This is a genomic window from Methylomonas sp. 11b (genome assembly GCF_000515215.1).
Lineage (GTDB): Bacteria > Pseudomonadota > Gammaproteobacteria > Methylococcales > Methylomonadaceae > Methylomonas.
Map to the genome: position 1 here is coordinate 4405184 of NZ_KI911557.1, position 26522 is coordinate 4431705.

The window sequence follows — 26522 nt, forward strand, 5'->3', positions numbered from 1 at the left end:
TAGTCATGATCAAATTACTTGAGCCAGCCCAAAGAGAGCGTTGGGATCACTATGTCATGGCTGCGGCCGATGGCAGCTTTTTTCATTTATCAGCTTGGCAGCAGGTAATTAAACAAGCCTTCGGCCACGATACTTACTATTTCTACGCAGAACAAGGTGGCGAAATCACCGGTATTTTGCCTTTGACCCATGTCAATAGCTTGTTATTTGGCAATTCTTTGGTGTCAAACGCGTTTTGTGTTTATGGCGGAATTGTCGCGAGCAATGATGAAGCCTTCGCAGCGTTGCAAACCAAAGCCCAAGAACTGGCCAGGGAATTGGGCGTGGATAGTCTGGAAATGAGAAATCGGCAACAGAAGCATCCTGATTGGCCGCATAAAGAACTCTATGTCACGTTTAGAAAAGAACTCGATCCAGACGTTGAAAAAAATCTAAATGCAATCCCACGCAAGCAGCGGGCTATGGTGCGGGCTGGCATCAAAGCCGGTCTTACAAGTGTCATAGACGACAATGTCGAACGTCTATACCGCGCCTATTCTGAAAGTGTCAGGAACCTGGGCACCCCGGTATTTCCGAAAAAATATTTTCAAATTTTGCAGGATGTATTCGGCGAGCGTTGCGAGGTGCTAACGATAGAGCACGAAAGTCAGCTGGTCGCCAGTGTGATGAGTTTTTATTTTAAGGACGAGGTTTTGCCTTATTACGGCGGCGGCACCGACGCGGCCCGTGATTTGAAAGGCAACGATTTCATGTATTGGGAAGTGATGCGGCGTGCGGTGGAAAAGGGATGCCGGGTTTTCGATTACGGTCGCAGTAAAGTTGGCACAGGCTCTTATCGCTTTAAAAAGCACTGGGGTTTCGAACCGGAACCTCTCTATTACGAGGTTGATTTGGTTAAAGCGAAACAAATACCCGAAATCAATCCGCTCAATCCTAAATACCGCTTGTTTATTGCGGCTTGGAAGCGCTTGCCTTTGCCGGTTAGTCAGCTGGTCGGCCCTTGGCTTGCCAAGGACTTAGGCTAATGGAAAAGCCTAAATTACTTTACTTAGTCCATCGTATTCCTTATCCACCTAATAAGGGCGATAAAATTCGTTCTTTTCATTTTTTGCTCGCTTTGGCGGTCGAATACCGGATATTCCTCGGTACCTTTATCGATGACCCTGATGATAAGCAACATATCGACGCCTTAAAGTCTTTCTGTGCAGATACTCGCTGTATCGAATTAAATCCGAAGATAGGTAAAATTAAAAGTTTGATAGGCTTGCTGAATGGAGAAGCCTTGAGTTTGCCGTATTACCGTAACCGCGAATTGCAGGAATGGGTAGATAAGACTATCCACGAACAGGGTGTCGAGCGGGTAATGATCTTTTCGTCGCCAATGGCGCAATATGTTGAGAAATATACAAACTTGCACTGGGTGGCCGATTTTGTCGATGTCGATTCCGACAAGTGGCGGCAATATGCGCTTAGTAAGCATTGGCCCGCAAGTTGGATCTATCGGCGAGAAGCCGAGAAATTGTTGACTTATGAGCGCCGTATCGCCGGTAGGGCCGATGCGACAATATTCGTATCCGAACAAGAAGCAGGTTTGTTCAAAACGTTGGCGCCTGAATCGGCAAGCAAAATTGGTTTTGTAAACAACGGAGTGGATACGGATAGGTTCGATCCGGATTTGTCATGGCAAATGCCCTTCCCGGCCAAGCAGCGGGCTGTAGTTTTCACGGGAGCGATGGATTATTGGGCCAATGTTGATGCGGTCAAATGGTTTGCCGAGCAGGTGTTCCCTATTATTAAAAACCGCCTGCCTGACGTATATTTTTACATAGTGGGTTCCAAGCCTGCCAAAGAAGTGTTGCAACTGGCGGATAAAGATCCCGCCGTAGTTGTGACCGGTCGGGTTGACGATGTCAGGCCCTATGTTGCTTACGCGGACGTTGTCGTTGCGCCTTTACGGATCGCCAGAGGCATTCAAAACAAAGTCCTGGAAGCCATGGCGATGGCCAAGCCGATAGTGGCTACCTCGGCGGCTATGGAAGGCATTCCGGGCGGGGCGAATTTGGAAGTGGCGATAGCCGACGCTCCGGAAGACTTTGCCAACCAAGTTTTACGGTTTTTGGAGCAGCCGGTCGAATCCGCTAACGTCAATCGCCGCTATGTAGAAAGCGATTTCAGTTGGGAGCAAAACGGCCAACGCTTGTGCCGATTGTTAGAGGGCGAGTCTGCTTAAATGTCCAGACAGTTGCCGCCCTTAATCGTGCACATCATTTATCGGCTTGGCATTGGCGGGCTGGAGAACGGTCTGGTCAATATCATTAACAATTTGCCGGAAAACAATTACCGGCACGCCATTATCTGTTTGGCGGATAGCACCGAATTTAGCCAACGTATTAAGCGGCAAGATGTGCTTGTCCATGAGTTGCATAAGCGACCAGGGCAGGATTGGGCATCGTTTTATACAGTCTATCGCTTGTTGAAACAATGGCAACCCGCTATCGTGCATACCCGTAATTTAGCGGCAATCGAATATCAGGCTTGCGCGTTGTTAGCCGGCGTGCCTTACCGGGTGCATGGCGAGCATGGTTGGGATGTTTTCGATCCGGACGGCACTAATATCAAGTATCAATGGCTGCGGCGCATATTGGGTTCAATCATTGATCGCTTCATTCCCTTATCGCAGCATTTACAGGATTATCTGCTGAATCGAGTGGGCATTTCTTCAGATAAAATCACGCGCATCTGTAACGGCGTCGATACCAAAACGTTTTATCCTCGTTCCGGAATTAGACAAATACCGGACGGTTGCTCGCTGAATTTGGATCAAAAGTTGGTGATTGGTACAGTTGGACGCATGCACGGCGTGAAAGATCAATTGACGCTGGTTAGGGCATTTATCGATGCCTGTGAAAACTTTCCGGAATTTGCCCAAATTGCCCGTTTGATTTTGATTGGCGACGGGCCTTTGCGAGCAGAAGCGATTGAATTGTTAAATACCGCCAGCCTGATCGATAAAGCCTGGTTACCCGGCGAGCGTGACGACATTCCCCAAATTTTGCGCAGCCTTGATATTTTCGTATTGCCTTCAAAGGCGGAAGGTATTTCCAATACTATATTGGAGGCGATGGCTAGCGGTTTGCCGGTTATCGCCACTCGAGTCGGCGGCAACCCCGAGCTGGTGCTGGACGGAAAAACCGGGTGTCTGGTAGAAAAAGAGGATGTAAAGGGCATGTCATCTGCAATGCGCGAGTTGGTGCTGGATGACGGCAAACGGCGACATTTAGGCGAAGCTTCGCTTCAGCGGATTCAGGCGGAATTTTCAATCGATAGCATGGTGAACCGCTATCGGCAAGTTTATGACAAGCAGTAAATGATTCAGAGAGAACTCATATGTGCGGCATAGTCGGTATTTTCGATATTACAGGTGCTAGTGAAATAGACCGCAATTTGTTGTCGCGGATGAACGAATCCCAGTTTCACCGGGGGCCAGACGAAGGCGGTTTGCATACCGAGCCTGGTTTGGGGTTTGGGCATCGCAGACTGTCCATTATTGACTTGTCCAGCGGTCAGCAACCCATGCATAGTCAGGATGGCAATGTGGTGCTGACCTATAACGGCGAAGTCTATAATTTTCCGGAATTGCGAGAAGAATTGGAGGCATTGGGCTTTAGCTTCAGGACTCATTGCGATACAGAAGTCATTCTCTATGCTTGGCAAGCTTGGGGTGAGTCTTGCGTGGAACGCTTGCGCGGCATGTTTGCATTTGGGATTTGGGATAGGCCGCGGCAAACATTATTTTTGGCCAGAGATCGTCTCGGTGTAAAACCGCTGTTTTATGCCGAATTAAGTAACGGTCAGTTCATTTTCGGTTCCGAACTGAAAGCATTGAAACAACACCCTTTACTGCCTAAAAATGTTGACCCTACTGCGGTAGAAGACTATTTCGGCTTTGGGTATATTCCCGATCCAAAAACCATATATAAAGGTGTTTATAAGCTTGAGCCCGGATATTGTCTAACGATTAAACGAGGGCAGAAAGGCTTTCGACCTAAACAATATTGGGACGTTAAATTTCAGACAGCTTCTGCGGGCAACGTAGCCGAAGCCGGTGAAGAGTTAATCGAGCGCTTGCGAGAAGCCGTGAAAATTCGAATGGTCGCTGACGTGCCGTTGGGGGCCTTTCTGTCTGGCGGCGTTGACTCCAGTGGCGTAGTGGCATTGATGGCGGGACTATCCAAAGATCCGGTCAATACTTGTTCGATTTCCTTCGGCGATCCTAAATTTAACGAAGCGCAATTTGCTGCTCAGATTGCGGACCGTTACCACACCGCACACCGAGTCGAACAAGTCGATCCCGAAGACTTTAGTTTGATTGATCAATTGTCCGGTTTGTATGACGAGCCATATGCCGACAGTTCTGCGTTACCTACTTACCGGGTTTGCGAATTGGCCAAGAAACAGGTGACGGTGGTGTTGTCCGGCGATGGCGGCGACGAAAATCTGGCTGGCTACCGGCGCTATCGCTGGCATACCTATGAAGAGAGGATGAGGGCATTATTGCCTGATGCGTTGCGGATGCCTTTGTTCTCTACCTTAGGCAAGGTATATCCGAAGCTGGATTGGGCGCCAAAGGTATTGAGGGCGAAGACCACGCTCGAGTCTATCGGTAGAGACTCGATGGCGGGTTATTTTCATAGTGTGTCGGTACTCTCCAACGGCATGCGCAGCCAATTATTTAGCGATAGTCTAAAGAGCGAGTTGCAGGGTTATCAAGCTATTGAAGTATTCCGTCGGTATAGTCAGCAAGCCCCTGATCATCCATTGTCAATGGTGCAATATTTGGATTTAAAAACTTATCTGGCTGGCGATATTCTGACTAAAGTTGATCGGGCAAGTATGGCTCATGCCCTGGAAGTGCGAGTACCTCTGTTGGATCATAAACTAGTCGAATGGATGGCGACCTTGCCGCCCGATTTAAAGCTACATGGGCGAGAAGGTAAATATCTTTTTAAGAAAGCGTTGGAACCTTATTTGCCCAGTGATATTCTTTACAGGCCCAAAATGGGGTTTGCAGTGCCATTGAGTAGTTGGTTTAGAGGGCCGTTAAAGCTGCGTGTTCAGCAGGCATTGTTGGGAGAAACCCTGAAAAGTACCGGTTGGTTTGATGAGGCTTATTTGCATCATTTGGTTAGTCAACACCAGTCCGGGTTGCGCGATTACAGCGCGTCGATTTGGTCATTGCTGATGTTTGAAGCGTTTCTTCGAAATAGTTAAATGATCGACTTTCAAATTCTGGATCTGTACCTGTGTGCAATAGACAGATACAAGGTATTTTGCTAGAGTGCGAACCAATTCAAAGTTTAATTTAAGAGGGTTCCAGATGAACAGAATAGATGAAAAGAAACGTACTGCAGAAGAATCCCAGAACGTTGGTAGATCACTTGATAAATCCAGAAGATCTTTCGCGAAAGCCGGGGTGATCGCGCCAGTTTTAATGACGCTCACAAGTAAGACAGCTTTAGGCAGTGTGTATCAGTGTACTATCTCAGGAGTGCAATCAGGCAATGTGTCAAGTCATTCCGAGGACATGTCGGTTTGTAGGGCCGGGCATACAGCTTTAGCCTGGAGGGGTAATGTCGATACCATTGATGTAAATACTCAGTCAGGCACCCATCCAAATATCAACGACTGGATCGCCGCGAGGATCAATCCTTTTTTGGTTAATAAATCGTGGCCGAAAAATACCACTAACTATACTTACAAGTATTATAAAGCTAATAGTTGGGTAAACGCTTCAACACCCGCCCAAATCAAGATGTGTCAACTGATAGTCAATAACTTTCCTAAGACCGGCGTCAATGTAGATAGCTCAGGAAAGACCACTGAAACTTATAGTGCAACTACTTTTTCATCCGTATTTGGTTCGGCATCAGCCGCGACCACGTTTTTTGAAACATTGTTTTATAGCCCTAGTGTGGACATCCGGGGAGCCGCTAGTGTTGATTATCTCAACGCTAGCTTAGGTTTAATACCTGATGTAAGCGCCGAAGACATCAAAAAACTTTACCTTCTGGGAATTAATTCAGCAAACAGTTTTTATGACGGGAGTTTGTTAGTTTCTAATTCTGAAGCGGCTAAGGAGTTACTTAGAAGTCTGGTTCCTCTTTAATTTGTGGCTTGGACTCTTTCCTCAAGTTTTCCTGTTCAGATAGTATTGCTTGATAAGCAGGTCGTAGTATTTCATCACGGTAGTGGAGAAACTCATCGTTTAGATGAGGCGGCAAGCTTAATTTTATTGACGATTATGGAATCCCAAGCACCGATTTGTGAATCAGCCTTGCTAGGTATGGCTATTAATGCAGGGTTACAGAGAGTTGATCAGCAATCTTTAGCGGGCATGTTAGGCGTATTGCAGAGCCTTCATGTTGTTGAAAATATATAAATATTTTGAGCGGACCTAATTCCACTTCATCTTTGATAGCGTCCGGGCAATTTGTCGTCAGGATTGGTCCTTTTTCAATTAGAATTCATTCTGCTATATCGTCAGTTCAGCAAGGTATCCTCGAGCTTTACTCTGACTATGCGATATTGCCCCCAGATACTTTTTGCGACTTTTATGTTCGCTTAATTCAGCCAGTGGGCGTAAGACGTTTCTTTCGCAAACAGGTGCTATTTGCCTTTGATCAATTTATTCCTTTCAAGCCTTTGCCTTATGCGCAGGCATTTCCATTTTTTGAATGGGGATTGAACTGGTGTATATCCGGCTACTCACACCGGTTTCTAATCGTTCACGCCGCCGTAGTGGAACGAAACGGTAAAGCATTAATTTTACCTGGTGCGCCGGGGTCAGGTAAGAGCACATTGTGCGCAGCATTAATCAACAACGGTTGGCGACTATTATCTGATGAATTGACTTTGGTGGATCGCGCAACCGGTTATGTTGTTCCCGTTCCGCGTCCGGTTAGTTTGAAAAACGAATCTATATCGGTGGTAGCGGATACTTTTCCATTTTGCCAATTCAGTCCTGTTGTTCACGATACTTTGAAAGGATCGGTTTGCCTGATGAAGCCACCCACCGACTCTGTGTCAAAAGCTGACCAAACCGCCCTGCCATGCTTGGTTGTATTTCCGAAATATCAGGCAGAATCATCCTTGAGTTTATCCGCGGTGGCAAAGGCCGAGGCGTTCATGCGGCTGGCGGACCTTTCATTCAATTACAGTGTACTAGGTACTCAGGGTTTTGAAACCATGGTGGGTCTGGTAAACAGTTGTCAGGCGTATGATTTCATTTACGATGGCGACTTTAACCAAGCATCTGATTTATTTGTGCAATTATTGGATGATGTACGGTAGAGAGTCGCATGATGCCTGATTTGTTGAATGAATACTTGATGATCAAGGCAAAGGATAGTATTGATTCGAATTCCGATTGGGAGCTGTTGTTAAGGCAAGCGAGGAGTGCCGGAGTATTGTCCAGACTGGCATTCTTCTGGAAAAAATTTCGATTGTTCAACCCGCCACAGCATTTTTCTTATCATCTCGAGTCAGCTGAGACTTATTGGTTGTCTCAAAAACGCATCGTCAATTGGGAACTATATAACCTATCGCAGGTCTTTAAGCTTTTGAATATTCGGTTGATTTTGTTGAAAGGCACCGCTTATTCGGCATCCGGATTGAATGCTGGTATGGGACGCGTATTCAGCGACATCGACATATTGGTGCCTAAATATCAGTTGAAAACGGTTAAAGACGCCTTGAAATGGCATGGATGGCTTCCTGAATCCATGGATAATTATGATCGGCGCTATTACGAGCGGTGGATGCATGAATTGCCGCCACTTAGGCATATCAAGCGTGGGACTTCGCTGGATATTCATCACAATATACTCCCGCAAACCTGCAATTTATATCCCGATGCCGAGTTGTTGCTAAAAGCCGCTGTTAAGATAACCGATACCGATTATTGGGTTTTGGCCCCTGAAGATATGGTTCTCCATAGCGCCAGCCATTTATTCTGGGGCGGAGAGTTTGAAAATGGTTTGCGCGATTTGAGCGATATAGATTTGCTTCTCCGCGAGTTTAGTGGCAACGATCCGGGTTTTTGGGACAACCTGCATAATCGAGCAGAAATGTTGGGATTGGGTAAGCCCTTGTTTTACGCCCTCCGCTACGCCACTAAAATATTGGGAACCCCGATTCCTGATAGTGCCATTGAGGCTTCTACTATCTATGCGGGGCGCGGAAAAAACCGAGTTATGGACTATCTTTTCTTGCAAGCCCTAAAGCCACACCATCGTAGCTGCGCGGATAGCCTGACCGGCTTTGCTCGTTGGCTGTTGTTTCTTCGCTCGCATTGGTTAAAAATGCCCTTGCATATACTAGTGCCGCATTTAATCAGAAAGGCTTGGTTTCGGCTGGCCGACAATACTAAAAAAACATAAATTATGGCAATCATGTCGAACCAGGCAAGTTGCCAATAGGAACATTCCTTAACCCGTTCTTGACATGAAGATATTACATATACTGGATCACTCCATTCCTTTGCACAGCGGATACACCTTCCGTACTCGTGCGATTCTCGAACAACAACGCAAACTGGGATGGGAGACGTTTCACGTCACATCCGCCAAACATCAAGTCGCGGAAGCTTCCGTTGAAACCGTTGATGGACTTACCTTTTATCGATCTGTTATCCCGCAAGGTTTGGCAGCGAAACTGCCGGTTTTAAATCAGTGGGCCATCGTACAGTCGTTGGCGGAACGGTTGGATGAAATTATTCCGCAGATCAAGCCGGACATTCTGCACGCCCATTCGCCCGCGTTGAACGGGCTTGCGGCATTAAAAGTAGCTAAGAAATATGGGCTGCCGTTGGTCTACGAATGCCGGGCATTTTGGGAGGATGCGGCCGTCGATCACGGCACCACTCAAGAAGGCAGTTTACGTTACCGATTGACCAAGGCTTTGGAAACGCACGTGTTTAAGCATGCTGATGCCGTCACGACTATTTGCGAAGGTTTGCGCCGAGATATTATCGGGCGCGGAGTCGCTGAGGAAAAAATTACCGTGATTCCCAACGCCGTCGATATCGATAAGTTTACCTATGGCGAGGCCGCAGAGCCTAGTTTGCAAGCAGAACTAGGTTTGAGTGGCAAAATCGTGCTCGGCTTTATTGGGTCTTTTTATGCCTACGAGGGTTTATTGCTATTGTTAGATGCGTTGCCGGCGATTATCGAACAACAGCCAAATGTGCGCTTGTTGTTAGTGGGTGGTGGGCCGCAACAGCAACAGATTGTGCAGAAAATTGAGGAGTTGGGCTTGCGGGATTGGGTAATCCTTCCCGGACGCGTTGCTCACGATCAAGTGCAGCGCTATTACAATCTGGTCGATATCTTCGTTTATCCGCGCTTGGCGATGCGCTTAACCGATCTGGTGACCCCTTTAAAACCGCTGGAAGCCATGGCCCAAGGCCGATTGTTGGTGGCGTCCGATGTCGGTGGGCATCACGAATTGATTCGCGACCGGGAAACCGGCTATCTATTCAAGGCTGGCGATAAAGCAGCATTGGCGCAAACGGTGTTGGCGGCCCTAAATCAGCAAGATCAATGGGACCAAGTTCGGCGCGCCGGCAGACGCTATGTCGAAGATGAGCGCAATTGGGAGCGAAGCGTTAGTCATTATCAAGCTGTTTACGGCCGGATAATGGCGGGTAAAGATGGCAGATAACTCGCCAAGACTGATTGTTTTCAGTTCTTTGTATCCCAGTCGAGTCAGACCTAACGCAGGCGTTTTTATTCGCGAGCGTATGTCCAAAGTGGCTCGTCATTGCCCTTTGGTTGTCATTTCGCCGGTTCCCTGGTTTCCACTGCAAAGCCTGATTCAACGGATTAAACCCGATTACCGGCCACAACCGGATAAATACGAAGATCAAGACGGTATCTCAGTGTATTTTCCACGCTTTTTATCGATACCTGGCGTAGGGCGTTCCTGGGACGGCTTTTTTATGGCGCTTGGCAGCTTGGCAATTTGCTATCGATTAAAAAAGCACTTTGCGTTTAATTTGATCGATGCACACTTTGCTTACCCGGACGGCTATGCCGCTGCGCTGCTAGGCAAACGGTTTAAGGTGCCGGTCACCATTACGTTGCGCGGTACGGAAGTACCGTTGTCTAAAATACCCAGTCGTCGCCAACGACTATTGAAAGCCCTCAGCGATGCCGCCCGAGTATTTTCGGTATCGGATTCCTTAAAACGGCATGTGGTTAATTTGGGGGCCGACGCCGAAAAAATCCGGGTGGTGGGCAACGGCATCGATACCGCAAAGTTTTTTCCTGTCGACAAGAAACAGGCTCGGCAACATTGGCAAATTCCTGAAGACGTTCAGGTCTTGATTTCGGTCGGCGGATTGGTTGATAGAAAAGGCTTCCATCGGGTGATCGAAATTTTGCCGGCATTAATCGAAAAATATCCGAGATTGCTATACTTGATCGTTGGAGGCGCCAGTCCGGAAGGCGATATTCGTAATCGCCTGGAGCAGCAGGTTGAAACGCTTAATCTTCGTCAGCATGTTCGTTTTCTGGGGGCGATGCCTGCCGAACAATTGCATGGTCCCTTATCGGCGGCTGACATATTCGTGCTAGCGACCGCTAACGAAGGTTGGGCAAACGTGTTTCTGGAAGCCATGGCTTGCGGTTTGCCGGTGGTTAGCACCGATGTTGGCGGCAATCGCGAGGTGGTTGCTGATAAAGCGCTGGGCACTATCGTGCCGTTTGGGGATGCTGAGGCATTATTGTTAGCGCTTGATGGTGCTCTGCAGCGGCAGTGGGGCCGGCAAGCTATTGTAAATTATGCGGCTGATAACTCTTGGGATAAGCGGGTGGATATTTTGTTGGCGGAATTCAAAAAACTGGTGGAGTCATGAGCTTTTATACGTCTTTTTGTTCAACGGTGATCTTTCCGCTTCACGAAGCCTTAAAAAAGCACACTACCGTCCAGGTTAGGCGCGGCATGGAGCGCAGTCAGTGGCTAAAACCCGACGAGATTAGACAGTTGCAATTGCAACATTTACGCGCTTTTCTGCAAGACGTACAAATTCATGTGCCTTACTACAGGCAGTTGTTCGCTAACTTGGGGTTTGAGCCGGCGAACATCGATAGTGTGCAAAAATTAGCCGAGCTACCGTTGTTGAGTAAGCCGGAAATCAGGCAACATCTTGATGAAATGAAAGCCGACGATGCTCTAAGGCTCGCGCGTTTCAACACTGGCGGTTCCAGTGGAGAGCCATTGATTTTTTACATAGGTAGCCGCCGAGTTAGTCATGATGTCGCGGCAAAATGGCGAGCTACCCGTTGGTGGGATGTCGATATAGGCGATCCGGAAGCAGTAATCTGGGGGTCTCCAATTGAACTAGGTGCGCAGGATAAAATTCGCCTGTTACGCGATAAATTGTTGCGTACGCATCTGATTCCGGCGTTCGAAATGTCGTCGGAAAAGTTGGACGGCTTTGTTCGACAAATCCAGCAGATTCGCCCGAAAATGTTATTTGGTTATCCTTCCGCATTGGCTCACATTGCCAGTCATGCTGAGAAGAGGGGCGTGGCATTGAATAATTTGGGGATTAAAGTGGCTTTCGTGACATCAGAACGGCTTTATGATCACCAGCGGACAAAAATAGAAAGCGTGTTTGCTTGTCCGGTCGCGAATGGTTATGGTGGGCGTGATGCCGGCTTTATCGCGCATCAGTGTCCCGAAGGCAGTATGCATATTACCGCTGAAGACATTGTCGTCGAGATTGTAGACAAACAAGGGCAGCTTTTACCTAATGGAGAGCTCGGTGAAATTGTGGTTACGCATATGGCGACCAGAGATTTTCCATTTATTCGGTATCGTACCGGCGATATGGGAATATTGTCGGATAAAATTTGTGCCTGCGGGCGCGGATTACCAGTACTGGAGGAGATTCAAGGTCGAACCACCGACTTTGTAGTTGCTCAGGATGGAACGGTATTACATGGCTTGGCATTGATTTATGTGCTGCGCGATTTAGAAGGCGTTGATTCATTTAAAATCACCCAGGATAGTTTGGATAAAACTACCGTACAAATTGTTAAAACCCTTAAATATCAAGCTACTTACGAACAAAAAATCATCGACGAATTTAAAAAACGTTTGGGACAAGCAGTTACTATCAAGATCGAATACACTGATTACATTCCCAAGGAACGCTCAGGAAAGTTCCGTTATGTGATCAGTCACGTCAAGGCTTAATTACACCTACCACTATGACAAAATTTGCGGGATGGATGGGGAGCGGTCTCCAGAAAGATGAATCTATCGCCTTGCTGGGGCAAATGACGGCGGCAGATTCGACATTTAGTGTTCGGCATGGTCAGAATTATGCCTTTTCAACCACCGCGACCGATATTGCGGACCGTAATGGGACGTTGTTGCTTGCTCCGCAATCCGGTTCGCGATTAGGTTGCTCACAGGGTTTGTTGGACGCCTATTTAAGTCGCGGCGTCGATTTTTTAGTCGGTTTGCCGGAAGCTGATACCTTTCTGCTTATTGATACCAATCAGCAACTGCTGATGTTGGCTACGGATCCGATCGGTCTCAGTAACATCTATTACGCAGAAATTGCCGACGGCCTAATATTTGGCTCAAGTGCTGATTTTGTAGTGCGTCATCCTCAGGTCAGTAACGGCATTGCGCCGCAAGCGGTATTTGATTACATCTATCTCAATCATTGTCCCAGCCCCACAACGATTTATCGGCAGGTTAAAAAGCTGGAAGGCGGGCAATGCCTGGTTTATCACAACGGACGAATCAGCTTAAAACGCTACTGGCTGCCGGTATTTCATGAGCAATCCTGCGATTTGCAGCAAGCCGGCCTGGAATTGCAGCAGCAGTTGATCGAAGCGGTTAGAGGTATGGCCGATACCGAAGACAACACCGGTGCGTTTCTGAGTGGCGGGCTAGATAGTTCCAGTGTTGCGGGAGCCTTAGCTAAGGTATTTCCAGGCAAGGCGAAAACCTTTTCGATGGGTTTTGACGCTGACGGCTATGATGAAATCGAGTACGCCAATATTGCAGTGCAACGTTTCAATACGCGGCAACACCAGTATTACGTCACTCCCGAGGATACCGTTAATGCCGTGCCGGCAATAGCGGCTTACTACGATGAGCCGTTTGGGAATGCGTCGGCCTTGGCAGCGTATTATTGCGCGAAGTTGGCTAAGGATCACGGTGTTGACCGTTTGCTTGCGGGTGATGGTGGGGACGAGATTTTTGCGGGTAACGAGCGTTACGCCAAGCAAATGTTGTTTGAGAATTATCACCGCTTACCAAAATTTCTCAGCGCCGGCCTCGAAGCGACATTAAATGCCCTGCCAGACGTCATAGCTAAGCAGAAGTTGCCGTTTAAGGCAAAACGCTATATTGATCAAGCGAACGCAGCGATGCCAGACCGCTTACAGGACTACAATTTTTTGCATAGGCATGCTGCGGCAGACATTTTTCAAGCTGATTTTTTAGCGGAAATTGATACTTCTGCGCCCTTGCGCCAGTTTAGGGAAGACTATTGGCGGCCGGAGTCTGCTAGTACCTTGAACCGTATGTTGTATCTGGATTGGAAAAATACGCTCCACGATAACGATTTGGTCAAAGTCAATAGAATGTGCGAAATGGCAGGTGTTGAAGTTTGCTACCCCTTGTTGGATCGACGCATTCTCGACTTATCTTGCCGAATTCCCTCGAATGACAAGTTGCGTGGACAAAAACTGCGCTGGTTTTACAAACAGGCCATGATGGATTTCCTTCCGGAGCGGATTATCAATAAGCCTAAGCACGGCTTTGGGTTGCCTTTCGGCGTTTGGCTGAAGGACCATCAGCCGCTTAAGCAACTGGCTTATGGCGCAATAAATGATTTGAAGCGGCGCGAGTTTTTTAAACCGGACTTTTTGGATCATGCTATCGAGATGCATCAAAGTGTGCATGCCGCCTATTACGGTGATTTAGTGTGGATGTTGATGATGCTGGAGCTTTGGTTTGCCGGTAAGGGTTTGTAGTCAAACAATCCCCGTATTAACTAGCGATTTATAGAGAGTGACAAAAAACGTCAGTTATGAACAAAAACTACTTGCTTTATAGGGTTGTGGCTACAGGTATATTTCCATATTGTCATGGTTTTTTATAGAAAGCATTTTTTGTAGCTTATTGAAAGATATGTGAAATATTCTTTATTTCATTCTTTAATCTTGTTGGGCAAGTAGTTGGCATGCTAATTGTTTATATCTTTAAGAGTTTTAAATCCCGTTCATCATAAAAAAGAAGGTGGTTATGAATAAGCAAATGCAAAAAGTACAACAAGGTTTTACCTTGATCGAGTTAATGATCGTGGTCGCCATCATTGGTATTCTGGCCGCTATCGCGATTCCGGCTTACCAAGATTACACCGTTAAATCCAAGGTATCCGAAGGTCCTAGCTTGGCTTCGCCGGCGCTGACAGCTGGTGGTGTGGCTTGTAGCGAACAAACTCTGACTAGTTCTCTGACTAACGGTTCTGTTGGGCTTAATACAGCAACAGCAATCACAGGGAAATATGTTAGTGCGGTAACGTTTACCGGTACGAGCGGCACGGGTGCAAGTGTGTCTATTTCATATAAGCAAATTGGTACCTCGGTCAATAGTGGTCAAACTGTTGTTTATCACGGCACATGCAATACCGGCTCTGGAATGCAATGGTCTACAACGCAGCCAAACTCAACCACTCCTTGGGGTAATGTCAACCCCAAATACCAGCCTAAATCCTGATAGCTATTCTATAAGTTGAAAGGTGCAGAGGGGGCGAATGCCCCCTTTGTTTTTTGTAAAGTTTACTGAAAGTATCAATTTTCCTTTATCCGTAATGAAGCGATTAGTGGAATGGCTGGTTCGGCCCTCGCTATTTTGGTCGACTGGCTTGATATTGCTGGTTTTGGCCATGGCGGTGATTGCTATCTACAATCCTGGTAAGGCAGGTCCATTTCTAGCGGATGATTATCCAAATATTGTCGATAACAGTGGCGTGCTACTGAAGCATTTCAATAGCCAGGAATTGTCCGCCGCATGGAGTGCTAATACTAGCGGGCCTTTTAAGCGTCCTCTAGCTAGTCTAAGTTTTGCGTTCAATTATTATTTTTCTGGACAGCAATTCAGTCCGACCGCTTTTAAGCTCACTAATATTGGACTTCATATCATCAACAGTTTTTTGGTGTTTTTTCTGAGTCGACTACTTTTTAAAGCAGTGTCTCCAGCTTTTCCCTCACGAAAATTAGCGTTTCTATCCGCCGCAATTTGGGCATTACATCCCCTGCAACTCACTTCGGTGTTATACGTAGTGCAGAGGATGAACAGCATGTCTTGCTTATTCATGTTGAGCGGTTTTTTGTTGTTTTTAAAAGGTAGATTTCAAGCCGATAAACCTATTGGTATCATTCTAATGCTATCGGGCTGTGCACTAGGCACCGTGTTAGGTGTATTAAGTAAGGAAAATGCCCTGCTGTTGCCTGCCCTGATCTTTATCGCCGAATTGACTCTTTTGCCAACCATCCCTTCGGCAGCCCGCAATAAAGTATACGGGTATTACGCAGTTAGCACGATTCTTCCGGTTTTATTGGGAGTGGCTTACTTAATCATTAATCCACAATACTTATTAAACAGCTACCTGATCAGGGATTTTTCAATCACAGAAAGAGTAATGACTGAGGCTAGAGTTTTGTTTTACTACCTGGGTCTAATTATCTATCCCGATGCCACCCAACTAAGCTTGGCGCATGACGATTTTCCGTTGAGCACAGACCTGTTTCAGCCCTTTAATACTGTACTGGCAATAGGTGGCGTTGTCGGGTTAATTGCAGTTGCTCTATACAACTGTCACCGAAAAAGATTAGCATTTTTGAATTTTGCGATACTTTGGTTTTTTGTAGGGCATGTCATGGAGTCCAGTGTATTTGCACTGGAGTTGGTCTATGAACATCGTAATTATTTGCCCAGTATTGGTATTGTGATTGGCTTTGTAGCTTTACTGTATCAATGGCTCGCAGGAAAAATTTCCAATGGTTTGCTCAACGTCTTGTATGCTTGCATTACAATCAGCCTGGCCTTTGCAACCTATACCCGATCAGCGGTCTGGTCTAATGCGAATAGTTTTAGCTATTTTGAAATGCGCAATCACCCAGCGTCGCTGCGTGCCACCAGTGCGTATGCAAAAGTTCTGGAGCTAAAGTACGGGGCAAATGAGGAAAGCTATCGGTATTTTTTAATCGCTTCGCAGCTCGACACCTTTGAAATGTCGACGCTGGTCGATGTTTTTATCGAGTTAAATAGTTTGCTCGATTTGTATCACTTCAATCCAGATAGCCAAGACGTTCCCCTGCCAAAATATTATGATGACCCTTTGATTTTAAACAAAAAATACATGCAAGCCTTAAAGAAATTGGTTCATCAGGAGATTTTGAGGCGGATAGCAAATCGAACCTACACATTACGTACCATGACTACGATTCGGACCGCCGCTAACTGTGTGCTCAATGAAAATCCAATGTGCATTAACATGGCACCGGATGTTCTGGAGTGGGTAGATGGCACCTTGAATCAGGCTGATTTTGCTGATAAGCCCATGATGCATATTATTAAAGCCAAGCTGAATTTCTTTCAAGGGCGGCTTGATAAAGCTTGGGAAGGGGTCGATCAGGCTATTGCGATGTCTCCAGACCGAATGTATTTCTACGCCGAAAAGGCGCATTTATATTTGGTGCTCAAGAAATTCGATATGGCGGAACAGGTGATGCGTGAAGCCGAGTCTCGCGGCGTGGCAAACGGAGCTGACAGAAAAGAATTTCAAAAACTTCGCGATATCATTGTCTCCCTACAAGCGAATTTGCAGCCTTAAAGTAAACATCAGCTTTCGGTCTTGTTATTGTCGAGCAGTCCCGGCTTAAATTCACTAAAATACCTCTTTGTTTTGCCCCCGGTTCATCGACAACGCTCTTTTAGCGGTGAATTGGCATTCAGCTAGTTAGAACAGCCCAAGGCCTGGGATTATGCGGATACTCAATATAGTCTTTAAAAATATCAATTCACTGGAAGGCGAAGGTCGAGTCGATTTCGACCAGGGACCTATTGCCGACAGTGGTGTGTTTGCTATTACTGGTCCCAACGGTTCCGGCAAGACCAGTATCCTCGATGTCATCACGCTAGGCCTATACGGTGAAACATTTCGTTTCGACAAGCCTGCCGAGCATGTAATCACCAAGCAGGCAAACGATAGCTTCGCACAGGTTGAATTTGCTTTGGATGGCGAGAGGTTTCGTTCCTCTTGGCATGTAAAACGGCCTGCTGACGCTAATCAAGATCAGGTCTTACAGCCGGAAATGAGCTTGACTAAGCTAAGCGATGATTCGGAGTTACTAGCCAGGACACCAAATACAGTACGGACCAAAATTGCCGAGTTGACGGGCATGGACTTTCATAAATTCAGCAAATCCATGGTCTTGCCGCAGGGCGACTTTGCTGCTTTTCTGAATGCGCTTGATAGCGAGCGCATGGATATTCTGGAAAAAATCAGCGGTACCAACATCTATGTTGAGTATCGGCAACGGACCGAAGATAACTTTCATAAATCGCTTAATCGTTTAACGCAACTACAGCAGGATATTGATCTGATTCCTTTACTCAGTCCGGAGGCCTTGCAAGCTGGTGAGCAAGACTTACAGGATTTCAAGGATCAAGTTGCTGAGTTAAAAATCCAACAAAAGCAGTTGCAACAGCAACTACTGACAATCGAGAACATTCATTCACTTGAAGGCCGCCAAAGACAACTTCTCGAAAAGTCAAAAAAAGTAGAAGCGCACATTAAGCTGTTACAAGACGATTTACAGAAAATTGCCGACTTTCAGCAAGCGACGCAGTTTCGCGAAGAAGTAATTTTATTGGATGGTAAGCAGGGGCAGATTGTCCAAAGTCAGGCGACCTTGGATGCATATCGTCAGGAGCTGAATGCGCTACAGCGCCAACTTGGTGAAGATGTCAGTAACGCAATCGCCCCAGGCTTGAATGGCAAGACCATGGAGGAACAAAAGCAGGCCATCGACGCGCTGAAGTTGAAAGTGGGTGATCTGAAGCTGGAGTTGCCGCGTGAAACCGAGCTGGCGCAAACGCTGCAACTGCAATTGGATGAAAGAAAGGCCAGTCTAGCGGAAATAGACGGCTGGTTGCAAGAACATCAGGTGGACGCTAGTTTGCAGTCTGACTTTCCCGATGTGGTGCAGTTACGTAATCTCCGGACAGAACTGGCGGAGTTGGCCGGTAAGCAGAAGACACAAGCCAATTGGACTAAAAACACGACAGCGGCGTTGAAAAAAAACCAGACAGCTTTGCGCGATACTAAAACTGCGGTCGCCGAATTGAGTGAGCGTATTGAAGCTGCACGCAAAACCTTGCTGGAGTTGGCGCAAGGCAAAAGTTTCGAGGAGTTGAAGGAATTACTGGTAGAGCAGCAAAGACGGGTTAATGATTTTCAGGAGCTACACTCGCTGGCTGCGGTTAACGCCAAATTTACCAAAAAAAGTTTTTTTAGTTGGTTCTCTCGTAATAAAACGTCGGAACTGCCCGATGAGGCCCGCTTGCAAGCCAGATTGGATGCGCTGCGAGACGAGATGGACCGTGAAGAGAATATCGGCAAAGCACTGGAGCAAGCTGTCCTTAATGAAGCATTGCTGAAAAAATTTAGCGGTGATCGTGGCAAGTTGATTGTCGGTAAACCGTGTTTTTTATGTGGCTCATTAGATCATCCTTATGTCTCTAAACCGCCAATCCAAACCAACTCTAAAAAGGCCTTAGTCGACCAGCGCGGCAAGATGCAGGCTTTAAAAGCTGCGATTGATAGTGTCTCCGGCCAGTTGGCAGTAGCAAAAAAGCAAGGCACACAATTGTCAGCGCGACAGCAAAGATTGCAGCAAATGCGCTCGCAATGGTTGGTTTTGAGTAACCGTTTAAATGTCGTCAGTGCAGAGTTGGACATAAACAATTTGTCGTTGCAAAAGCACTTGTGGGACGCAGAAGCCCAGGAGTTGGAGAAAATCAAAAACCTGGTCAATGATCACGCGCAGTTGCAGCGTAATGTGGCTAAGTGGACGGCCGAAGTAGAAGCCAAGCAAGCTTTGGTGGAAAAACTAACGGCGTCGGTGGAGCAGCTTGATACGACCTGGCGTAATCGGCCGCAGGAATACATCGAATCCGAACAGCTTTTCGCTAGTCGCACGGCGGAACAAAAAGCGCTTGTCGATAAACTTGAAAAGCAGTTGGCTCTATTGGGTGAGAAGCTACCTGGAAAAGGCAAAGAAAATATAGTCTTCGATAAGCTCAATACCCGGCGCCAGGATTACCAAATCAGAGAGTTGCGTCAGAAGGGCTTGCTGGAGGAAATTGCTAGCTTGCAAGATAGACTGCACGCTAGCCAAGCAAAAATAGCCAGTTATCAGGAACAGATGGCAGACGCTTTGAGTAGCTTGCAAACTGAAGAATCGCTGGGTTTGCATTTGCTTATCTTGGAGAAGCAAAAACTCATTGTAGAACTGGAGCGACAAATAGCTACCCAGCAACTCGAACTGGATGCAATGCGGCGAGTACTGGCTAATAAAATTGCGGGTGGCGTTTTTGCTGACGTAGACAGCTTGCGCTCGGCTTTAGAGCTGATCGATAGACGGGCGGAAATAGAGCAGACACTGGAGCAGCAAAATCGGCAATTGGCTGCAATTGGCGAAGAAATGGCCAAAGTATCCGCTGATTTACAAAATGAGTTGGCCGTTGCGCCGGTCCACTTAAACGAAGCGGATCTTTTAGCAATGCAACGTCAGCTATCCCAGAAAATCGATATTGCCGAACAAGAAGTGGCTACGTTGGATACTAAGCTGGATAAACAATCTTCTTATCAAGAAAAACATCAGAGCCTCCAGGCGCTTTTGGCTGAGCAATTGGTGATACACGCGCAAGCCGAAGCGGAAATGAAGTTGATTAACGACGAGCAGGGTGGTTTCCGGCGGCGTATTCAACAGTTGTTGGTAGATAATTTGTTGTCGCAAGCCAACCGAATTTTGGAAAAACTGAGCGGGCGTTACTATATTCGTAGTTTAGCCAGCGATAACGGGTTAGCGTTGGAGGTTGAAGACACCAAGCAAAAAAACCTGCGTCGCTTGCCGAAAACCTTGTCTGGCGGCGAGAGCTTTGTGGTGAGTTTGGCCTTAGCCTTGGCTTTATCCGAGATTGCCAACAATGGCAAGGCTATCGATTCGTTGTTTCTGGATGAGGGCTTTGGCAATTTAGATGCGGAAGCCTTATATCTGGCCATGAGTGCCTTAGAAGGCTTGAAAACTCAAGGTAAAACGGTTGGCGTCATTTCTCATGTCGAAGCGGTCAAAAAGCGCATTAAAACGCAGATCGAATTGGTAAAAAAAGCTAACGGTATGAGCGAGTTGAAAATGGTTGCTTGATGAAATGGTGGAGTCGGCGAGCGCTCCACCACAAAATTATGCGATTAATTGCTGGGGCGGAAGGCTTTGCCGTACGTAGTTTCAGCGTTGAAATTGTCCCAAACATATAAAGGATAGACGATAGGCTGCGTGGGGATTGGCGAGGAAACCAAATCCAGCACACCGACGCCGATTCTCCCGCCCATGTTCAATAATCCTTTAAATGTACCGCCGATAAAGCCGTAAATAACATTGCTTTGATTGTTGATTAAAATAATGTTTTTCGGTATTTCCAGAGAAGATGTCGCTATGTTCGCCAAGCCGGTGGTCAATTTTCGCCCGAAGGTTGCGCCGTAGGTTTCGGCCTCTTCCGCCTGGGTTGGCAAGCTGGTCAATAGGAAGGCTGCCAATAAAACAGTGGCCAGGGTGCGGGTATTTCGTTTCATGACTTATCCTGTATATTAGAACGGATGTAAGATCTGCTGGCCGAGCCGGATTAACCGGCTCGGCCAGCATTCTCTAAAAAGTATAGCAGAGCCCTGAACTGTTTACTTTTTCAATGCCTTGGCAAATGCATTGCTCATACTGTTTTGTAGCACGGGTTGCGGTTTAGGCTTATGAGCTGTTTTTTGCGGCTTTTCTTTTGGAACAATATCGCTGGCGTCGACGTTTTTCCGCATGCTCAGAGATATACGCTGGCGTGCCACATCGACTTCCAATACGCGTACTTTTACCATATCGCCGGTTTTTACCACGCTACGCGGGTCCTTGACAAAGTCGTCCGCCAAATGCGAGATATGCACTAAGCCGTCTTGGTGTACGCCAATATCGACAAAAGCACCGAAATTGGCGACGTTGGTCACGACGCCATCTAGTGTCATGCCGGGTTCTAGATCGGTAATTTTTTCGACCCCATCCTTGAATTGTACGCTTTTAAACTCCGGGCGTGGGTCGCGGCCTGGCTTTTCCAACTCCTGCAAAATATCCGAGACGGTGGGAACGCCAAAATTTGCGTTGGCATAGTTTGCCGGATTCAGGCTGCGTAAAAATTGGCTTTGACCGATCAAGTCGCGGATTGACTTGCCGGTATCATCAAGGATTGCATTGACCACGGGGTAGGCTTCCGGATGAACGGACGAGGCGTCAAGCGGGTTGTCGCCGGTCATGATTCTGAGAAAGCCGGCGGCTTGTTCGAACGCTTTATCGCCCAGGCGCGGTACTTTTTTTAGTTGATTGCGGTTCGCAAACGGGCCATTGGCATCGCGAAACGCAACAATGTTTTCACTGATGCTACTGCTTAGTCCGGATACCTGTTTAAGCAAAGCTACCGATGCTGTATTTACGTCTACGCCGACCGCGTTCACGCAATCTTCTACCACGGTATCGAGCATACGAGCCAGTTGCACTTGGTTGACATCATGTTGATATTGGCCAACCCCTATTGATTTTGGATCGATTTTTACCAGCTCGGCCAATGGGTCTTGTAGTCTGCGTGCTATCGATACCGCACCGCGTAACGATACGTCGAGATCTGGAAACTCCTTGGCGGCCAATTCGGATGCTGAATACACCGACGCGCCAGCTTCGGAAACGGTGATTTTCTGAAAATACAGTTCTTTATGTTGCTTCATTAAGTCTGCAACCAATTGATCCGTTTCCCGAGAAGCAGTGCCGTTACCGATACTAACCAGCTGTACTTGGTGCTGCTTAATCAATTTAGCCAGAACCGCTATCGATTGATCCCACTGGTTTTTAGGTTGATGCGGGTAAATGGTTTCCGTCGCTAACAATTTGCCGGTGGGGTCAACAACAGCTACTTTGACGCCAGTGCGAATGCCGGGATCGAGGCCCATGGTTGCTTTCGGGCCGGCTGGCGCCGCCAACATCAAGTCACGCAAATTGCTGGCAAACACACGAATGGCTTCCTGTTCGGCTGCTTCACGCAGTCGTAACTTTAGATCCATGTCGATACGGGTAAACAGCTTGATCTTCCAGGCAAAGCGAGCGGTTTCGGCTAGCCAAGCATCGGCGGGTTTTGCTGTGTCTTTCACTTGCAGGCGTTGGCTGACGAACTGGGCGAATAACTGATGTTCTTCCTGATCCAATTCTGCCGGTTTCAGGGTTAAAGACAGTAAATCTTCGTTACGGCCGCGGAATAGGGCCAAGGCTCTATGTGATGGAATCTTGTTGATCGCTTCGCTGTAGTCGAAATAATCCTTGAATTTTGCTGCCTCTGCTTCTTTGCCGGTCGCGACGCTAGAGTGCAGGATACCTTTATTCCAAACACGTTCACGCAACTCTGTTAGTAGTTCGGCATCTTCCGAAATGCGTTCCATGATGATCTGTCGAGCGCCGTCCAGGGCTGCTGCGACATCAGCGACACCTTTTTCAGCATCGATGTAGTTAATTGCAATTTGTTCGGGAATTGCGCTGCGATTATCAAGAATGGCGTCGGCTAATGGTTCCAGGCCGGCTTCGCGAGCAATTTGCGCTTTGGTGCGGCGCTTGGGCTTATACGGGAGATATAGATCTTCGAGCAGTGTTTTGGTGTCGGCGTCGAGTATTGCTCTTTCCAGTTCCGGCGTAAGCTTTCCTTGCGAGCGAATGGTATCGAGAATTGAGTCGCGGCGGCTGTTAAGCTCCCGCAGATATATCAATCTTTCCTCGAGGTTTCGCAATTGCGTGTCGTCTAAGCCGCCAGTTACTTCTTTGCGATAACGAGCAATAAACGGCACTGTGGCGCCGTCGTCGAGCAGGGCTGCAGCGGCTGCAACTTGTTGCGGCTTGACTGAAAGTTCTTCGGCAATTCGTTGGATAACGTCCATCTTTTAGGTGAAATAGAATTGGTAAAAGGTTCAATTCTACATTAGGGCGGGTTCTTGAAAAAGCGAACTATCAGAAACGTAGTGAGAAACTTGCGGGCATAAAAAAGGCGCCAACCGAAATTTCGGATGGCGCCTAAGTTGCTAAGCAAAAATTATTTTGCTTGGCTTAAAACGTCATTGTTAAAGTCTTTGTGCTTTGCCAAAACTTGAGCTTCAGCTTGGGCAGAAGTTTCGCCGCCGTATTGAAGATGTTTGGTTTCGTCAGCTTTCAGCATAACGACGCCGGCAATAGCAATTGCAGTAACGACAGCAACTACAGTAAAGGTATTGTCTTTTTCTTGTTCAGCCATTTTTATAATCCTCATCTTGTTGTTGTAATAATTAGCCCTAAAAGGGGCAACTCGAGTTGTATGTCGAAGTTAGTATTATTGTTGGTCGACGGTGCATTTTTTACACTCAAAACTGTTTTGTGTCAAAACAATATTTTTGCGATTAATCTTGCTGTTCTATGCTTATTTTTTATTTCTAATAAAATCAAATGATTACCGGATTCTTCTGATAGAAAGTCATCCTGTCTTCATGCGCTATAGTTGTTGAATATCTGATTCGGCGCGGCTTGTGACGCATAAAGTCAACAAACCCTAAGTCGATAATGCGGGGCATAAGTCGAGGAATGTCGTGGGGAATCCGCGTAGCTTGTCGGGGTGTTCGGCAATGCGATGAAGAAGGGGGGGCTGTAAACTCGGTCATCGCGCAGGTTGCATGATAGGATTGAGCTTTAAATCTGACAGCCTGTTTGTTCTCGCCGAGTGTGCTGTTCGAGCGGGTGGAACGGGGAAAACAATCGTTAATTAACTAGGGGGTATTCATGCTTAAACATATACATCTTCTTTTCGTGGCAGTTTTGGTTATCAGTTTTATCGGTCGAGTGGCGCTCGCCGAATTAAAGCCAGCTCTGTTGGAGCAGAAATGGCTAAAAATTAGTCCGCACATTATTGCGAGTTTGGTCTTGTTGACTGGATTTGCCTTGGTTTTTCAAGGGGGTTGGTTATCAAGCGAATTTGCTTGGATTGTCGCCAAATTATTGATGTTGCTGGTTTACATAGGCTTGGGGATTTTGGCGATTCGCCAATCGGGACGTACTCGCTGGTTGGCTTTCGGTGGTGCATTGTTTTGTCTGTATTACATCTCCAAGGTCGCTGTGACTAAACAAGTTTTTTTCTTTTTTTAAGTGTTGGTTTATAAGTTGAGATTTATGCTGGAGGCCCTGTTTTTAGCAGTTTTAAGATAGTTTTGGCTGGCATAAAAATAGTTATTGACAATTTGTAAAACCTGTAGGCTAACGAAAAAAGCTTGTCAAAGCGTTTTTATTCGGATAACCTCAAACCTCCTGTCAATACTCAACGTAAGGAGGGTAGGATGCGAAAAACGAAATTGACGGCAATTTTATTGCTTTCAGCGAGTCTAGCGTCTTTTAGCTCTGTAGGTTTAGCGAAAACAGAAAGGAACGGTTTTCTTTCCCTTGAACAAAGCGGCGTCGCATCGTATTACAGCGACAAAATGCATGGTCAGCGGACAGCAAACGGTGAATTTTATGATAAAAACGCATTAACTGCGGCTCATGCGAGCCTGCCGTTTGGCTCTTTGGTGCGTGTCGTTAATCTTAGCAATAATCGTAGTGTGGAGTTGCGGATAAATAGCCGCGCTCACAAAGCCAATAAACGGTTGCTTGATGTGTCCAAAAGGGCAGCCAGCGAACTTGGTTTCATCCAAGCGGGCTTGGCGAAAATAAAACTCGAAGTACTGCGTGTAGGCGACGCCTAAGTTGTCTGTCACGATGTAATCCGGTCTATCGGCCGGATTACATTTTACCTACCTTATTCTGAAGCCTTGTTAAATGGTTTCTGATCTAATCGCTTTAAAACCAATATCCGTTCGAAAATACACATCCTGCCAGTCGATATGTCGGCATAGCTCGTAGGCTTTTTGTTGAGCTTGAGCGATGCTGTCGCCTAACGCGCAGGCGCACAATACTCGGCCGCCCGCAGTGACTACTTGGTCGCCGACTTGTATGGTGCCGGCATGAAATACTTTGTATTCGCTGCTGATATCGTTTGGCAAGCCGCTGATCGGATGGCCTTTGGCATACTCGTCGGGGTAGCCGCCCGCTGCCAGCACCACACCCAATGAGGGGCGTTCGTCCCACTCTGTAGCCGTCTGATCAAGATTTTTGTCTATGGCCGCCAGACAAAGCTCAACTAAATCGCTTTTTAAACGCATCATAATCGGTTGCGTTTCCGGGTCGCCAAAGCGGCAGTTATATTCCAATACTTTGATACTACCGCTCTTACCTATCATCAGGCCGGCGTAGAGAAAGCCGGTATATTCGTTACCATCTTCCCGCATGCCTTGTAGGGTGGGCAAAATTACTTCATCCATGACACGTTGGTGGATCTCCGGCGTCACGACAGGTGCGGGAGAATAAGCCCCCATGCCTCCGGTATTGGGGCCTTGATCGCCGTTGTCGCGAGCCTTGTGATCCTGAGAGGTGGCCATGGCCAAGGCATGCAAACCGTCGGCGATGACGATAAAACTGGCTTCTTCGCCATCCAAAAATTCTTCAATTACTACCCGATGCCCGGCCGTGCCAAACGTATTGCCGGATAGCATATCTTGGACGGCATCTATCGCCTGTTGTTCAGACTGGGCGACGACCACACCTTTACCGGCAGCCAAACCATCAGCTTTCACGACGATGGGGGCGCCATTTTCGCGGATATAAGCGATGGCCGGTTCGACTTCGGTAAAGCTTTTATATGCGGCTGTCGGGATGTTGTGGCGGATCATAAAATCCTTGCAGAACGATTTAGAGCCCTCCAACTGCGCTGCTTGAGCCGTCGGCCCGAAGCACTTCAAACCTGCGGCGGAAAATCGGTCGACTATGCCTTTAACTAAGGGTACCTCCGGTCCAATAATGGTTAGTTCTATGTTTCGGGCCTGGGCGAAACTCAGCAAACCTTCGATATCGTCGGCTTGAATATCGACATTGCTTATGCCGTGTTCCAGGGCAGTACCGGCGTTACCCGGCGCAACGTAGACGTTGTCGGCTTGTGCGGATTGCCTGACTTTCCAGGCCAAGGCATGTTCTCGGCCGCCACTACCTACGATCAAAATGTTCATATTAGGTTGTCCCGTA

General features: G+C 47.2%; 21 protein-coding genes. 17 read left to right on the forward strand and 4 right to left on the reverse strand.

Annotation, left to right across the window (positions count from 1 at the left end):
• Positions 1-5 precede the first annotated feature (5 nt).
• The 15 genes from METH11B_RS0121265 to METH11B_RS0121330 all read left to right on the forward strand — a co-directional run bounded on the left by METH11B_RS0121265 (position 6) and on the right by METH11B_RS0121330 (position 20522).
• On the forward strand, positions 6-1025 hold the full coding sequence (locus tag METH11B_RS0121265; protein ID WP_026603763.1) for a FemAB family XrtA/PEP-CTERM system-associated protein: 1020 nt from the start codon (positions 6-8) through the stop codon (positions 1023-1025).
• Positions 1025-2230, forward strand: a complete 1206-nt coding sequence (locus METH11B_RS0121270) for a TIGR03087 family PEP-CTERM/XrtA system glycosyltransferase (RefSeq protein WP_026603764.1) — start codon at positions 1025-1027, stop codon at positions 2228-2230. Before METH11B_RS0121265 ends, METH11B_RS0121270 begins: the two co-directional genes overlap by 1 nt.
• The gene (locus METH11B_RS0121275) at positions 2231-3367 is read left to right on the forward strand and encodes a TIGR03088 family PEP-CTERM/XrtA system glycosyltransferase (RefSeq protein WP_026603765.1); all 1137 of its coding nucleotides are present in this window, start codon (positions 2231-2233) and stop codon (positions 3365-3367) included.
• Between the two features lie 20 nt (positions 3368-3387).
• Positions 3388-5271 carry an XrtA/PEP-CTERM system amidotransferase gene (locus tag METH11B_RS0121280; protein WP_026603766.1) on the forward strand — a complete coding sequence of 628 codons (1884 nt, stop codon included), beginning with the start codon at positions 3388-3390 and terminating at the stop codon, positions 5269-5271.
• 106 nt (positions 5272-5377) lie between these two features.
• Positions 5378-6166, forward strand: a complete 789-nt coding sequence (locus METH11B_RS0121285; protein WP_026603767.1) for a hypothetical protein — start codon at positions 5378-5380, stop codon at positions 6164-6166.
• Between the two features lie 45 nt (positions 6167-6211).
• The gene (locus METH11B_RS29270; RefSeq protein ID WP_155931174.1) at positions 6212-6439 is read left to right on the forward strand and encodes a hypothetical protein; all 228 of its coding nucleotides are present in this window, start codon (positions 6212-6214) and stop codon (positions 6437-6439) included.
• A 5-nt stretch (positions 6440-6444) separates the two neighbouring features.
• On the forward strand, positions 6445-7350 hold the full coding sequence (locus METH11B_RS0121290) for an HprK-related kinase A (protein WP_231499651.1): 906 nt from the start codon (positions 6445-6447) through the stop codon (positions 7348-7350).
• Between the two features lie 8 nt (positions 7351-7358).
• Positions 7359-8438: a nucleotidyltransferase domain-containing protein gene (locus METH11B_RS0121295; protein WP_026603769.1), complete on the forward strand. Its 1080-nt coding sequence runs from the start codon at positions 7359-7361 to the stop codon at positions 8436-8438.
• A 64-nt stretch (positions 8439-8502) separates the two neighbouring features.
• Positions 8503-9720 (forward strand): TIGR04063 family PEP-CTERM/XrtA system glycosyltransferase, encoded by a 1218-nt coding sequence (locus METH11B_RS0121300; RefSeq protein WP_026603770.1) that lies wholly within the window; start codon positions 8503-8505, stop codon positions 9718-9720.
• Positions 9710-10915: a glycosyltransferase gene (locus METH11B_RS0121305; RefSeq protein ID WP_036276301.1), complete on the forward strand. Its 1206-nt coding sequence runs from the start codon at positions 9710-9712 to the stop codon at positions 10913-10915. Before METH11B_RS0121300 ends, METH11B_RS0121305 begins: the two co-directional genes overlap by 11 nt.
• Positions 10912-12261, forward strand: coding sequence for a phenylacetate--CoA ligase family protein (locus tag METH11B_RS0121310; protein ID WP_026603772.1), 1350 nt, complete (start codon positions 10912-10914; stop codon positions 12259-12261). The genes METH11B_RS0121305 and METH11B_RS0121310 overlap by 4 nt, the downstream gene beginning before the upstream one ends.
• A gap of 35 nt (positions 12262-12296) precedes the next feature.
• Complete coding sequence (locus METH11B_RS0121315) at positions 12297-14060, forward strand: asparagine synthetase B family protein (protein ID WP_026603773.1); 1764 nt, start codon at positions 12297-12299, stop codon at positions 14058-14060.
• A gap of 271 nt (positions 14061-14331) precedes the next feature.
• Positions 14332-14805 carry a pilin gene (locus METH11B_RS30025; protein ID WP_026603774.1) on the forward strand — a complete coding sequence of 158 codons (474 nt, stop codon included), beginning with the start codon at positions 14332-14334 and terminating at the stop codon, positions 14803-14805.
• A gap of 37 nt (positions 14806-14842) precedes the next feature.
• Positions 14843-16924: a hypothetical protein gene (locus METH11B_RS0121325; RefSeq protein WP_026603775.1), complete on the forward strand. Its 2082-nt coding sequence runs from the start codon at positions 14843-14845 to the stop codon at positions 16922-16924.
• Positions 16925-17075: 151 nt separating this feature from the next.
• Complete coding sequence (locus METH11B_RS0121330; protein WP_026603776.1) at positions 17076-20522, forward strand: AAA family ATPase; 3447 nt, start codon at positions 17076-17078, stop codon at positions 20520-20522.
• Positions 20523-20566: 44 nt separating this feature from the next.
• On the opposite strand, the gene METH11B_RS0121335 is transcribed toward METH11B_RS0121330, so the two are convergent.
• The 3 genes from METH11B_RS0121335 to METH11B_RS0121345 all read right to left on the reverse strand — a co-directional run bounded on the left by METH11B_RS0121335 (position 20567) and on the right by METH11B_RS0121345 (position 23676).
• Positions 20567-20947, reverse strand: coding sequence for an exosortase system-associated protein, TIGR04073 family (locus METH11B_RS0121335; protein WP_026603777.1), 381 nt, complete (start codon positions 20945-20947; stop codon positions 20567-20569).
• Between the two features lie 102 nt (positions 20948-21049).
• Positions 21050-23326 carry a Tex family protein gene (locus METH11B_RS0121340; RefSeq protein WP_026603778.1) on the reverse strand — a complete coding sequence of 759 codons (2277 nt, stop codon included), beginning with the start codon at positions 23324-23326 and terminating at the stop codon, positions 21050-21052.
• 152 nt (positions 23327-23478) lie between these two features.
• Positions 23479-23676: a hypothetical protein gene (locus METH11B_RS0121345; protein ID WP_020485057.1), complete on the reverse strand. Its 198-nt coding sequence runs from the start codon at positions 23674-23676 to the stop codon at positions 23479-23481.
• A gap of 518 nt (positions 23677-24194) precedes the next feature.
• On the opposite strand from METH11B_RS0121345, the gene METH11B_RS0121355 reads away from it, so the two are divergent.
• Complete coding sequence (locus METH11B_RS0121355; RefSeq protein WP_026603779.1) at positions 24195-24557, forward strand: SirB2 family protein; 363 nt, start codon at positions 24195-24197, stop codon at positions 24555-24557.
• 188 nt (positions 24558-24745) lie between these two features.
• Positions 24746-25150 (forward strand): septal ring lytic transglycosylase RlpA family protein, encoded by a 405-nt coding sequence (locus tag METH11B_RS0121360; protein ID WP_026603780.1) that lies wholly within the window; start codon positions 24746-24748, stop codon positions 25148-25150.
• Positions 25151-25219: 69 nt separating this feature from the next.
• Here the strand turns inward: METH11B_RS0121360 and purD are convergent, their stop codons facing one another.
• Positions 25220-26506 carry a phosphoribosylamine--glycine ligase gene (gene purD / locus METH11B_RS0121365; protein WP_026603781.1) on the reverse strand — a complete coding sequence of 429 codons (1287 nt, stop codon included), beginning with the start codon at positions 26504-26506 and terminating at the stop codon, positions 25220-25222.
• Positions 26507-26522 lie beyond the last annotated feature (16 nt).